At 49.6% G+C, this 14,314-nt stretch carries 8 protein-coding genes and 3 tRNA genes; all 11 read right to left on the bottom strand.

From position 1 onward, the window contains the following. Window positions 1-1,284: 1,284 nt before the first annotated feature. Window positions 1,285-3,117: a glutamine--fructose-6-phosphate transaminase (isomerizing) gene (gene glmS / locus NNL21_RS19670; protein WP_204819672.1), complete on the bottom strand. Its 1,833-nt coding sequence runs from the start codon at window positions 3,115-3,117 to the stop codon at window positions 1,285-1,287. Window positions 3,118-3,933: 816 nt separating this feature from the next. Beyond that, window positions 3,934-5,280, bottom strand: coding sequence for a phosphoglucosamine mutase (gene glmM / locus NNL21_RS19665; RefSeq protein ID WP_204819671.1), 1,347 nt, complete (start codon window positions 5,278-5,280; stop codon window positions 3,934-3,936). A gap of 117 nt (window positions 5,281-5,397) precedes the next feature. Then, window positions 5,398-6,942, bottom strand: coding sequence for a CdaR family protein (locus tag NNL21_RS19660; protein WP_204819670.1), 1,545 nt, complete (start codon window positions 6,940-6,942; stop codon window positions 5,398-5,400). After that, a complete protein-coding gene (gene cdaA / locus NNL21_RS19655) occupies window positions 6,935-7,780 on the bottom strand; it encodes a diadenylate cyclase CdaA (protein WP_204819669.1) in 846 nt (281 codons plus the stop codon). The genes NNL21_RS19660 and cdaA overlap by 8 nt, the downstream gene beginning before the upstream one ends. Before the next feature lie 143 nt (window positions 7,781-7,923). Further along, complete coding sequence (locus NNL21_RS19650) at window positions 7,924-8,550, bottom strand: zf-HC2 domain-containing protein (protein WP_204819668.1); 627 nt, start codon at window positions 8,548-8,550, stop codon at window positions 7,924-7,926. A 148-nt stretch (window positions 8,551-8,698) separates the two neighbouring features. Next, complete coding sequence (gene sigW / locus NNL21_RS19645) at window positions 8,699-9,265, bottom strand: RNA polymerase sigma factor SigW (RefSeq protein WP_204819667.1); 567 nt, start codon at window positions 9,263-9,265, stop codon at window positions 8,699-8,701. Between the two features lie 334 nt (window positions 9,266-9,599). Next, window positions 9,600-12,407 carry a phosphoenolpyruvate carboxylase gene (ppc, locus tag NNL21_RS19640; protein WP_204819972.1) on the bottom strand — a complete coding sequence of 936 codons (2,808 nt, stop codon included), beginning with the start codon at window positions 12,405-12,407 and terminating at the stop codon, window positions 9,600-9,602. 269 nt (window positions 12,408-12,676) lie between these two features. Beyond that, window positions 12,677-13,810 (bottom strand): N-acetylmuramoyl-L-alanine amidase family protein, encoded by a 1,134-nt coding sequence (locus NNL21_RS19635; RefSeq protein ID WP_204819666.1) that lies wholly within the window; start codon window positions 13,808-13,810, stop codon window positions 12,677-12,679. Between the two features lie 178 nt (window positions 13,811-13,988). Beyond that, window positions 13,989-14,062, bottom strand: a tRNA-Gly gene (locus NNL21_RS19630). Window positions 14,063-14,071: 9 nt separating this feature from the next. Then, window positions 14,072-14,148, bottom strand: a tRNA-Pro gene (locus tag NNL21_RS19625). Window positions 14,149-14,169: 21 nt separating this feature from the next. After that, window positions 14,170-14,246 (bottom strand) — tRNA-Arg (locus NNL21_RS19620). Window positions 14,247-14,314: the final 68 nt, after the last annotated feature.

Genomic DNA, 14,314 nt, shown 5'->3' with positions numbered 1-14,314 from the left:
CAAGATCAGATCCGTATGGAACCTTTTGAATAGAAATGCTCATTTAACCCTCCAGCCAACCGAGATATGACGCTTTATTTTTCGTTCACTTTATCCATACACAAGTCAATCAACGCAATCAAGCGATAGAACAATAATCGATTTGTTTGTCGCTAGTTGTTTTCTTTTAAATTTGGCAAAACGAGTGATTTTCTGAATTATTGAATAAACTTATGGATACACCTTCTAGATAACTTCTCAAGTATATTTAACCATTTGTCCGTCAGTTCAGATGATAATGGTCCCGGTAATATGAATTCATTCCGAGTTTCTTTTTTTGAATGAACAATACTATTTCTAAATTTATATAAATGTGCCGAAAAGTCATGCAAAGTATTGAATCGAATGAGACCGTTGTGAAACGCGTACTCCACAAGGTCATGGGTTTTTATTATTTCCAAAAGGATACTTAGTAAGTTGTCTTCCTGAATTTTGAAAATCTTTGTTATTTCGAGAATCATCGCGTCTAAGTCTTTAGTAGCAACATATGACTCGCTGATTGTTTCAAATTCACTCTTTCTGTTTGAAATAAAAAATACTGTAACACCCTGTATAATGATAACGGATCTTTCATCTTTCGTCCTTCGTTATAAAACATAAACACTTCATCATATTTATGCTTCTGATAAGTTAATTCATTATTTTCATTAGCATCAAAATGATTAGCACCATTCCAATCATCACTATCCCCAATACAATATCACTGAAAGAAATTTTTCATAAATTTGATCTTAATCTTGTCTTCAGTTGCATTATCTCTATAATTTCATTTTTATCGTAATCATTAAGGTTCCTATATACCTCAATTAACCTATCTTTATCATAGTCCTCATATGTAATCCCATCTTCAGAATCTACGCCTGTTAACAACCAGTTTATATTAACTTTATATTGGATCCTAATTGATATTAATGTATCCGCTGAAGGATTACGATTCCTATACTTTTTGCAAACTGAGATTGATTTAGATTTTTTTCTTTACGAATACATTTTATCCTATATCCAATATCACTCATTTATTTCCCCCCTTTCATCAAGTTCCATGCAAATTGAATGTTACATTTATTAAAAAGAGGGCAACCCGAAATTATTATCTCAGGCTACCCTCTAGATGCATTAATTTAATTACATATTGGTTCCACACTTTTTTTACTGGTTCCACAGTTTTTCTACTGGTTCCAGACATTTTTTACTGTTTCCACACTTTTTTATCACTGGACACTACTTTGTTATAAAATCCCCAACCTACTCCACCGTCACGCTCTTCGCCAAATTCCGCGGCTTATCCACATCATTCCCGCGCGCGAGCGACGCATAATACGCGATCAGCTGCAGAGGGACGACGGACAAGGCCGGCGTAAGCAGCGGTAGCGTCTTCGGAATGGCGAACAGCTCGTCGACGGATTTGCCGACCTCGATTTCGCTTCCGCCGTTGACGATCCCCAGCACATGGGCGCCGCGGGCTTTCACTTCTTTGATATTGCTTAGCGTCTTCTCGTAGAGGTCTTCCTGCGTAATGAGCGCAATGACCGGAATACCTTCTTCGATAAGCGCCAGCGTACCATGCTTCAGCTCGCCTGCTGCATATGCTTCGGAGTGGATGTAAGAAATTTCCTTTAGCTTAAGCGATCCTTCCTGAGCCACTGCAAAGTCCGTGCCGCGGCCAATGAAGAACAGATTGTCATGCTTCGCCAGCGACTCGGCAACCTGCTTCAGTACATTCGACTGAGACAAGAGGCTCTCCACCTGCTCTGGAAGCTGCTGCATCGCTTCAAGCACTTCCGCAATCCATTCGCTATCTCGTGTACCGAGCGAATCGGCCAAATATAATCCGAGTAGATAGAATGCGATCAACTGGGACGTGTAGGCCTTCGTCGACGCAACTGCGATCTCTGGACCAGCTTGCGTAATCATCACATCGTCTGCTTCGCGCGAGACGGAGCTGCCCACGACATTCGTAATCGCCAGGACACGCGCGCCACAGCGCTTCGCTTCCCGAAGTGCTGCTAATGTGTCGGCTGTCTCGCCTGATTGACTAACGACGATGACCAACGTTTCCGGCGTAATAATTGGCGAACGATAACGATATTCGGAAGCGACATCCGTCTCAACCGGTATGCGCGTAAGGTTCTCGATGACCGACTTGCCGACTAAACCTGCATGATACGCCGTACCGCATGCCACAATATGCACATTGCGGATCGACTTGATTTGATCCGGTGTCATGCCGATTTCCTTCAACTGTACGGAACGGCCGTCATCGGACAAGCGACCCATCATCGTGTCGCGGTATGCCTTAGGCTGTTCATAAATTTCTTTCAGCATAAAATGTTCGAATCCGGCTTTTTCTGCGGTCACGAGATCCCAATCGACATGAAATATTTCCTTGGAAATAATTTCGCCGTCAATCGTCATCAATTCGACGCTATTCTTAGTTAGAATGGCCATTTCGCCATCGTTCAGAATGTAGACGTCGCGCGTATGCTCGAGAATGGCGGGAATATCCGATCCGATAAAATTCTCCCCGTTCCCGATTCCGATCACGAGCGGGCTTGCAAAACGTACCGCAACCAGACGATCTGGCTCATACTCCGTTAACACACCAAGAGCGAATGCCCCGCGCATCCGCTTCACTGCACACTGCACCGCTTTGACGATATCTCCGTCGTACTCTTCCGCAACCAGATGCGAGATGACCTCCGTATCCGTCTCCGATACGAAACGGCGGCCTTTCGCGATCAATTCTTCTTTGAGTTCGATATAATTCTCAATAATGCCGTTATGAACGACAGAAAATTTAGCCGAGTTATCGGTATGCGGATGGGAATTCACATCCGATGGCTTGCCGTGCGTTGCCCAACGGGTGTGGCCAATTCCTACAGAACCGCGCAGCGGCTCACCTTCAAGCTTCTCCTCGAGAATGGCCAAGCGGCCCTTCGATTTGCGAACTTCGAGCTCTTGACCGGTGAACACAGCGATTCCTGCGGAGTCATACCCGCGGTATTCCAGCTTCTTCAATCCTTCAAGCAAAATGTCCTGCGAGTCGCGCTTTCCGATATATCCTACAATTCCACACATAAATGAATAGACCTCCGTTAACGGTTATAGTTCCCGAAGCTAACGGATGCCATACCATCATGTGACGGCACAGGGCACTTTATGTGGTTATCTGACGTTAACGAAACAGTCTGTCTTCGCGAGAAACCGTTCTACCCGAGCCGTCCCAACAGTTACGGCATCGTAAGCAAACGGAATAATGGCAATAAGAAACTACACGTCCTCTACTGCAGCTAGCCCAACCGACTCTCTGTACCACAGAAGAAAACGACGTTGTTAAAACCAGCACGCTCCATACGGCCTCACATGCCGTAGTCTCGTGTTGAACTTTCTATGAAGCATTCCTGCCGACTCATTGTAGGACTGGTTGCCCAGGTCTTTTTAGAAATCGGCTTACGGCTTGAATGCATAACCGGGAGGTCCCCGCCGAACAATCCGAACACCTCCACCTCGTCAGCTTGCCGTCCCCTCATCCGTGTATGACGTTTAATCAATCCGTCATCAACGTTCTAGACGATGAAGCAGTACGCGCAAGCTCTGGCGCTTGAGTTGCTTATAATAACCTCGATCCTCGCTTTCCTTCCGAAATCATACTTCTTATCATATTCATTTTATTCTCTTGACGCAACTGCAAATTTTTCATAAGCGTTTTCATAAAAAAGATTTCCCGCTCCTATGTCCTTCCAAAGACACACTGTCCAATACCTGAAGGGCGGCGATAGACTCATATTTCTAACAAGCGGCCCAGGGATCCATCCTTACCTAAACATACCAGGCCGCTTGTTCCCTGTCTTTATGTTCATTTTGCAGTTCAACTGCCCTGCATAGAGCCCTAAGTTACGCGCCGCCTAGCTCTGCTCTAACCGTTGCTGCAATGCGGGCCACATAGGCTTCGACTTGATCCTTCTCCGGACCCTCTGCCATAACCCGGATCAGGGACTCTGTACCGGATGCACGAACCAGCACGCGGCCGTTGTCGCCAAGCTCCTGCTCGACCTCCGCGATAGCTGCTGCAATCGCTGCATTGTCCTTGTACATGCTCTTATCCGCCACGCGAACATTAACAAGCACCTGTGGAAATTGACGCATTAATTTCTTAAGCTCACTCAGCTTGCTGCCAGAGCTAACAAGTGTATTAACGAGCTGCATAGCGGTCAAGATGCCGTCTCCGGTCGTATTATAGTCGAGGAAAATAACGTGTCCCGACTGCTCGCCGCCCAAATTGAAACCGCCGCGGCGCATTTCTTCCATCACATAACGGTCACCAACTGCTGTTTGAGCGGTTTGCAGCTCAAGGCGCTGCGCTGCTTTGAAGAACCCGATATTGCTCATCACAGTTGTCACGACCGTGTCATTATTCAGCTTGCCTGCGCGCTTCATCGCATCGCCGCAAATACAAAGAATAAAGTCCCCATCGACTTCCTCGCCGGTTTCATCGATCGCTATAAGCCGATCGGCGTCGCCGTCGAAGGATAAGCCGAGATCGGCTCCATGCTTCAGCACTTCTTCACGAACAAATTGCGGATGGGTCGAGCCCACGCCGTCGTTTATGTTGAGTCCGTTCGGCTCTGCACCGACCGTGATGACTTCCGCCCCAAGCTCGCGAAATACGGAAGGAGCCAGCGAGTAAGCCGCACCATTCGCGCAATCGAGCACGATTTTTAGTCCACTGAATGAATGAGTCACTGTTGTTTTCAAGAAATCAATATATTTCCGGCCTGCTTGCTCGTCGAACGTAACGCTGCCGATTTGTCCGCCTTCAGGACGAGGAAGCTCATCCTTCTCGGCATCCATTAAGCGCTCGATCTCTAGCTCGGTCTCATCGGACAGCTTAAATCCATCTCCGCCGAAAAATTTAATGCCGTTATCTTCAACGGGATTGTGCGAGGCGGAAATCATAACCCCAGCGTCTGCACCCATAGTGCGCGTCAAATAAGCGACAGCCGGTGTCGAAACGACCCCCAGACGGATGACGCTTGCACCGATCGACAGCAACCCTGCCGTTAGTGCGGCCTCTAGCATTGGACCGGATATCCGCGTATCTAGACCGATAATCACCTTCGGTTTATCCACCTTGCCTGCAAGCACATAGCCGCCACAGCGGCCAATTCGATAAGCTAGCTCAGGCGTCAATTCACGGTTAGCGACCCCACGGACACCATCTGTACCAAAATATTTCCCCATATTTATGTCCAATCCCTTCGACCTGTTCTGTGTTCATTCATCATACGCCGCAGCAGCAAAGGAAGTCAGTTGTCTATGGCTGTCCGCTGCAAATATTGCCGTGTGCGGTCACAGCCCTTATCCGTCTGGCTCTGTTCCGCTACCCGTTCCCGCATCCTCCGGGGTAATCGGCTCGGCGTTGCCGCTATCAGAGCTATTCATCCCCGTGCCCCCGGGTTCTTTATTGCCGGTCCCGCCGCTTTCTCCATTCGTACTCTCGCCAGGAGGATCGGCATCACCGCCGCTGCCGCTGCCGCTGTTGTTCCCGCTGCTTCCACTGCTCCCACTGCTCCCGCTATTGCCACTGCCGCTATTGGTTTCTCCCGTATTCCCAGGTTCAGCAGGAGGTGTGTCTGTAGGTATGCTTATAGGCGGACCCATAGCTTCTGTCCCATCCGTAACCACAATGGTAACGTAGATCGGACTGCTGGCAAACGATTCGACAAACAAAGGAAGCTGAATATCGAGCGCTACACTATGAGTGCCCGGGCCCAGTTCGCTTAGCTTAGCAATCAGCTGCACGTCCTTTGATCCAACACCGGCTAAGATATTGGCAGCACCTCTTACGGCAAGATCCATCATGCCATCCGCTGGCTGCGTCAGCTTGGCCTTCAATCCTTCGGATAACCCCGTGATTTTGATCGGCAGTTCGGGCAGCACCTTCGTCTCCGCCGGAACGACAGAGACGCTAACCGACATCTTCGGCGGATCAACCGTCTCGATCCCACCGACCGTGTCGATATTAAGCTCCATCGTACCCGATTGTTTCAGCTTCGACAAGTCGACATTGATGCCATCGTAAAAATCATACTTATTGAGCACATCTTGCGGCCCATATATCGTCACATTCTCCACACTAGGCTTGAAGGACGCGACTGCAAGCCCATCTGGCAGCCTGCCCGTAAACCCAATCTGCAGCGGAACCTTCTTGAATGGCATGGTGATCGGTACTTCCACCTCGACCACGCTCGGGTTAACGACGGCTTCGGGCATCTCATCGCCCACTTTATCCAGCACGACGACCTTCACTTTCTTGGCCGTCACGGTCTTCTCTTCATCCTGGACGGAGACAACAGCCCCGACAAAACCAACCTCATCCATCTTGTCTTCCGGTAAGGTTACATGTACGCGATTGTTCGGCTTAATGATCGGAGCCCCGATTTTGTACCCGTTGGCCGGGGTTCCCTCTGTTTTAATATTCACTTCATATTCTTTGGTCAGCATCGCCTCCAGCAGAACCTTTACAGTTCGCGGTGTCACGCTAACCAGCTCCACGTCCGTCGGAAGACGGCTAACGGTAACGGGAAGCTCCCTTGTTCCTTCCTCGATGCCCGTGACGTCGACAACCACCTTATAATCATCCGGCGAAGCCGAGATGAGATCCGACCGGGAGCCGCGAACCTTGAGCATAACTGAAGAAGGCTCCATCAGACGCAGCGAAAAATTTCGCTCGTCCAGCCCAGTCGCTTCAACCTTCACCGCATCGATAATCCGTGTTTCCGTTAAGGAAGCAACCGTGTTCGGCGATCGCTCCGAATCAAAGTGGACGACAGCCCACAACAGAATGCCCATGACCAGCGAGATGATTTTTAGAGCAGTAGGGTGACTCAGCCATTTATCCATTATCGCTGTTCTCCCCCTTCCATCTACGCCAGAAAGGAACACGCGAGCTGCCAGCCTCTCCGGATTTCGCGTTAGGATTCAATTCCTCGAACAGCTTGGAGATGAGCGATTCTTCTTTTATATCACGTACAATCATACCGCCAACTGCAAGCGATACCTGTCCTGTTTCCTCGGAGACAATGATCGATACCGCATCGCAAACCTCGGTAACGCCGATCCCTGCGCGATGGCGTGTTCCTAGCTCCTTGCTGATGAAGGGATTCTCCGACAAGGGCAGATAGCAGCCTGCAGCCATGATCTGATTCCCCCGAACGATAACCGCACCGTCATGCAGTGGCGTATTCGGAATAAAAATATTAATAAGCAGCTCTGAGCTCACAATCGATTCCATCTGGATGCCGGACTCAATATAATCCGATAATCCGGTATCCCGTTCAAATACGATCAATGCGCCGATTTTCCGCTTCGCCATGTAGTTGATGGACTTAATGATTTCGCTTATGCGATCACTGACGTCCCGCTCCACGACGGATGAACGGCTAAACAGCTTCCCTCGGCCGAGCTGTTCCAGCGCACGCCGAAGCTCCGGTTGAAAAATAATGAGCACCGTTACGACACCGAAGGTGAACATTTGATTCATGAGCCATTTGAGCGTATATAGGTTAAACCAAGTACTGATCGCCCAGGTCCCCACGAGCACAAAGATCCCTTTAAGCAGCTGAACCGCCCGGGTTCCGCGCACGAGCTCAAACAATTTATAAATAATGTAGCTTACAACGGCGATATCGATGATATCTTTGATCCATTCTTTCCATGTTAAATCAGCAAAATAATTCATGCGAAGTCAACCCCCAACGAGACCGATTGCCCAGGTATCTCTAAATCCTTATATCGGATTCTCAACCTTATTATTTTCTAGAACCGGGGTTGTAAATCCTTTATTTTTACAAAAAAACCTCCCACTTCTGGGAGGCAGCCGGATCAGTAGGCCAAACTGCTGATCGATTGTGTCACTTTATACCAAAACCAATCCAGTGCTTGATCAATCTTCTTCACTTGTCCGGAGATATGTGCAGTAGACGCCTGATATAATTGGCCGTCTATAACAGTTACATTACCCTCTACATCACCTAATACGTTCGCCTTGCCATTCTCGATCGTAAGATCGCCTTGGATGTGAACACCCTCGGGAACCGTCACCGTATCCCCGTCGATAACCAATTGAGCCAGATCTGCTCCACTGATCGACAGCTGGGTATCTTGCTGCCACATGGTAACGAAGCTCGAGAACATCACGATAGCAAATAACGCCGCAACACTGACAGCCGGATGTTTACGAATCCAACGTGTCCAACCTGTTGCTCTACGGCGCTTGGCAGGAAACTGGCTGACGATTCGCTGAGTCAGTCGAGCGGATTGCTCGCTGTCCATGATTGCCGGTGAATCCATCTTGCTTCGCATAAGAGCCTCTGTCCGTTCGAGCTGTTCGTACCGGACCCGGCAAGCCGTACAGGAGAGCAAGTGGTTCTTCAGCTGCAGCACATCGTCTCGGGGCAGTTCACTATCCAAATAATCGTGCATCCATACGATGGCGACGTTGCAGTTCATACCAGCCATTCCTTTCTTCGTCTTGGATGAAGCCCGCGTCTCTCACGGGTTTTGCCGACATAATCATAACCGTGCTTGTATACGATACGTGCCTTAGCTGTATAAGTTTCAGTTCTTTCGAAATTCTCGCGAACCTTCTATTCTTCTTCTACAGCTTATGTTCCAGCTTCTTGCGAAGAAACTCACGCCCGCGATGAACACGCGTCTTTACGGTCGTAACCGGAACCTCGAGCACATCGCCGATTTCTTGCAGCGACATATCCTGCAGATAGCGAAGCACCATGACCGACTTATATTTGGCAGGCAACGTTTCAATTGCCTGATGAATAATATGCTGTGTTTCCGATAACAGCAGCTCACTCTCCGGTGTCCGGTTATCGCTCGGAATCATGGAATAGCCGTCTAGGCCCTCATGATCGTTCGACTCCGCGTCGAGCGAATAGCTAGGCTTGCGCTTACGCAGCCGATCGATGCACAAATTAGTGGCAATCCGGTAGATCCATGTCGAGAATTTCAACGAATCGTCATACCGCTCCAAATTTTTGTACACACGCAAAAAGGTATCCTGTACAACGTCCTCGGCTTCCTGCCGGTTATATAGCATGCGATACGCCATATGGTATAACTTGTCCTGATACAGCCCGACGAGCTCAGCGAATGCGCTTTGATCGCCTTTTAGAGCCAAACGCGCTAATCGCGCCTCTAATGATTTCACCGTTTCTCCCCCAGATCCGCTGCCCGCTCCTTGGTTTTGCCGTACGGTAGCCCGGCAATGCAAATCCTATTCAAGATGGCCGCGTCATCCCGTCCTAAAGCAAGCCCACTGCCAGATGATCCCGGCCATTGCATCCATGACTCGGCCATAGTAGATGGACCCTTTCACGGTGCTGCAGGCTGTATGAATAAATGGTAATCCAAGTAAAATAAAAAAGCAATAAGACGGCATTCGAGTCCCCAATAGGTCTCCCATACCCTCTTTTCATGAAAAAAAGGCCAAGCAACGCGGACGGACCACAGCCGCCCGGTTGCCCAGCCCTTCGTCAATTGTATCAGCCCGTGTTCCGAAGTCCACCGGCAATGCCGTTGATGGTAAGCAGCACTTCCCGCAGCAGCCCCGGCTCATCTTCTCCCCGGTCACGCAGCTCGCGGAGTTCCATTAGCAGCTGAACCTGCATATAGCTTAGCGGATCAACATATGGATTACGCAATCGGATGGATTCTTGAATGACCGGTACGTTATCCAATATTTCCGCTTGCCCCGTTATTTCGAGAATGAGCGAAGACGTTCTGGCGTATTCTTCCTCAATCAAGGTGAAGATCCGCTCGCGAATCGTATCATCGGCGATCATGCCCGCATATTCCTTAGCGATAATTAAGTCCGCTTTGGCAAGCGCCATCTGCAGATTATCGATCAACGTCGTGAAGAACGGGAACTTCGCATACATGGCGCGAAGCGTCTCCATCCTTCCCTTGTCGCCCTTGACGTAGTCCTCCAGTGCGGTACCCGCAGCATACCAAGCCGGCAGGAGATAGCGGCTTTGCGTCCACGCGAATACCCACGGAATGGCGCGTAAGTCCTCAAATCGATCGCTGTTTTTACGTTTAGATGGACGGGAACCGATATTCAGCTCGCCAACCTCAGGGAGCGGTGTCGATTCTTTGAAGAAGGTCATGAAATCCGGGTCGCGGAAAATCAAGTCCTGATACTTCTCCAGAGCGACTTCCGAGATCCCTTTCGAGATCTCTTCCCATTCGGCTTGAACAGCCTCTTCCTGTTCCGGATAGTTCGCAAGCCGCGCGGCCGTAATAAGCGCCCATGTGGCTTGTTCCAGGCTGCGGTAAGCAATCCCTTGCATCGAGTAACGGGAAGAGAGTACTTCGCCTTGCTCTGTAATCTTAATGCCACCGCCGACGGTATGCGGCGGTTGAGCAAGAATACTCCGGTTCAGCGGCATACCGCCCCTTCCGAGCGCTCCACCTCTTCCGTGGAAGAATTTCAGCTTAACGTCGAATTTCTTCGCGGCATTCGTAATGTCATTAAGGGCAACCCGCAGCTCCCAGTTCGCCGTCACGACGCCGCCATCCTTGTTGCTGTCGGAGTAGCCAAGCATAATTTCATGCAGGTTTCCTTGCGCTTCTACAGCTGCACGGTATACAGGCAGTGCAAACAGCTGCTCCATAATAGCAGGTGCTGCGTGCAGATCATCGATCGTTTCGAAGAGCGGTACAGATTGCAGCGTGCAGTATACCGTACCGTTCGACTCTACGCGGAACAAGCCGACCTCCTTGGCGAATACCATAACCTCAAGCATGTCGCTTGCGCCTTCGGTCATACTGATGAGGTAGCTGTTAATGCAGTTCCGGCCGAATTCCTGCTGGGCCTTGTAGATGGTATGGTACACATCCAGACATTCGCGAGTGCTCTCGCTGTAATCCAGATGCTGCGATGTTAATGGACGCGGATCATTCAGCAGGCTATGCAGCAGCTCAATTTTCTCCGCTTCAGGCAATGCCGAATAATCATCCGTAATGTTCATATATTTCAAAATTTCCGTCATGGCATTCTCATGCTCTTGGCTGTGCTGGCGAACGTCCAGAGCGGCCAGGTGGAAACCAAACAATTCAACTTGACGAATCATCTTGCAAATATGGGTATCCGCTACGTAATCCGCATAATGATGGCGTAAGCTGCGGTCGATCACAAGCAGGTCTTCCTTCAGCTCATCCGGATTGTTGTAGTGTTTGGCAGTACCTTTGCGGGATTCGTTCAGCGTGTTATTGAGCTTCTGCAGCATGTAGCTCAATTTGATCCGGTACGTCTCTTTCTCATTGCGCCAAATTTCGACGTTCTGCAGCTCAATCTCTTCACGGTCACGCTTGATCGATTGCTGCAGCTCTTCGGAAACCTCGACAATGTTTGTGCTGAAGCTCAGCAGCCCCATCAATTTCTTCAGCTGCTCTTCATATTTCTCCAGAGCAAGAGCGCGGTGCATGGTCAGCGTTTCCCACGTGATGTTTGCTTTGACGGACGGATTCCCGTCACGGTCGCCGCCGATCCACGAGCCGAAACGCAAATAAGTTGGAACATGCCACCGCTCCTCAGGATAATATTTGCCCAAGCAGCGTTCAAGCTCTTCATACACATCCGGAAGCACCTCGAAGAGCGTCTCGTCAAAGAAATATAAACCGTTGCGCACTTCGTCGATAACGGTTGGTTTGCGATCGCGAAGCTCGTCGGTTTGCCACAGAGTCAGTACTTCGTTGAGCAGCTTCTCACGCAGCTTCTCGCGCTCGCGATAGGTCAACGTCGGGTTCTCAAGCTCGATGACATCGTTGGCAATCCGTTGATGGATATCGAGAATGGCACGGCGCATCGCTTCCGTTGGGTGCGCAGTCATAACCAGCTCAAGCGAGATGCCTTCGATCATCGATTTCACTTCATCAACTGCGATTCCTTGCTCCTTCAATACCTGCACGGCGCTCTCAATAGAGCCGCGCTGAACCGTCTCCCCAGCGGAGCGTTCGTAATCGCGCTTACGGCGAATCCGGTGGTTCTGTTCGGCAATGTTAACCAATTGAAAATAGATGGCGAATGCTCGGATCACCTGATGGCGAATTTCTGGACTTAGCCCACTGATGACCTGTTTAAATTCTTCGTACAGCTCGGGAATGAATTCCGCGCGCAGCGCTTTGCTCATTTCACGAATTTTCTCGACAATATCAAGCAGTTCTCGTCCACCTTGATGCACGAGCACGTCACCCAATATATTCCCCAAAAAACGAACATCCCGGCGCAACATATGATTGTTTAATTGCGGGCGACTTGTCGTCAGTACTGATTCGGCCTGTTCCGACATCATGAATCCTCCTCAGGTTTTGCTTCAGCAATGCCATTCCATAGCACGGAAAATGATCCTTGCATCCACAAACCACTTCGTATGCGATAACATCGTTGTCCCAATAGACGTTTTTTCACTTTCTCCATCATACTACAAATGGTTGTACGGTTGAAGCTTTTTCGGGTGATTGGGATATGTTTACCTATCCCCTCATCACATCCTGCCATTAATCAAATCAACACAAGCCATGAGGTTCACGGCTTGTGCTGATGAAGAAATTCGATCAATCATCTTTGAAAATAGTCTTCAAGCCCTTCGGCAATCGCTTTCGCGGCCTTCTTCTGGTAGGCTTTCGTCCGAACAAGATCTTCATCCTTCGCATTGGACAGAAAACCGAGCTCGATCAAGGCGGAAGGAACATTATTCTCGCGCAGGACATGATAATCGCCGAATGAAATGCCATTGCTCTTCAAGCCAATCCCCTGTGAGGAAAGCTCGCCCTCCACCGCCCGCGCCAACGGAGCATCCTTCGACTCGGAATAATAAAAAGAGAGCGTGCCGGAGGTCTTCTTCGGCGAAGAATTATAATGAATGCTGACAAAAACATCCGTGCCGGCGGATTTGCTGATGCTGACACGACCAGCTAACGATGGCTTCTCGCTGTCCTTCGTTCGGGTCATGACAACCTGGGCACCGCGGCTTCTAAGCTCATCAGCCAGATAGAGGGAGGTTTGCAGATTAAGGTCCTTCTCCTCCGTCTTGAAGGTCGTGCCGATCATACCCGCATCATTGCCGCCATGCCCAGGATCGACTGTAATCACTTTACCTTTAAGCCCACCCGACTTCTTACCGCCAGAATCGCTAGCGGATGTTACAGTCCGCCCGGTATCCTTGACATATTGCCCGGATACCCAGCCGGTCTCACCTGCGGCCGTCTTCACCCGAAGCCAGCCTGAGCGGCTCTCGCTGACGGTTAACAGATCGCCCCGCACCGCCCCGGTTACAACGCTGTATGTAGTTCCTGGTCCTTCTCGAAGACGCAGTGAATCCACATCTACGGACACTTGCGAGCTAGAGGACGCTGAGGACGAAGACGTTTTTGCCCCAGTCGAGCTGGCCGTCTTCACCACACCCCCGCTCTCTGCTGCAACCTGCTTCAAGTAATAGCCGGCTACCCAACCAGAGATGCCATTCGAATTAATCTTCAACCAACCATGCTCTTCTTTCGAAACGGAAACAAGCTCACCCGTTTCCATCTTGCCTACGATCGAAGCTTTCAGGCTTGGCTCACTGCGCACATTCAAGGAGTCGGCCATAACTTTTGCCGTGTAGGAATTGCTATTGCGCGCCACTACTGTCGTGGATAAGGATATGACCAGCATTACGCAGACGATGAGCGCCAGCCAACCTGTTCTATTCATAATCTACCCCGCTATCATAATTAAATTTAGTTTATCAGGGTACCATTATACCAAAATCTGAGGGAAACTGGCAGATTATAATAGAATTTCTGTTAGAAAATTTCGAACTTGTCGAAATTAAGAACTAGAACAATCAAAAAACTCCTTGCCAAAGGGCAAGGAGTTGAGCTTATGAGTTTGGAGCGGGTGATGGGAATCGAACCCACGCTATTAGCTTGGAAGGCTAAAGTTCTACCATTGAACTACACCCGCATGAAAAGATGGTCGGGATGACACGATTTGAACATGCGACCCCCTGGTCCCAAACCAGGTGCTCTACCAAGCTGAGCTACATCCCGTCAAGCATATGGAATTTAAAATGGCGTGCCCTGAGAGATTCGAACTCCCGACCTTTTGATTCGTAGTCAAATGCTCTATCCAGCTGAGCTAAGGGCACATATCATGGAGCGGAAGACGGGAATCGAACCCGCGACCCTCGCCTTGGCAAGGCGATGCTCTACCGCT

The organism is Paenibacillus mendelii (assembly GCF_024498075.1).
GTDB lineage: Bacteria > Bacillota > Bacilli > Paenibacillales > Paenibacillaceae > Paenibacillus_Z > Paenibacillus_Z mendelii.
This window is presented reverse-complemented; position numbering and strand designations above follow the sequence as displayed.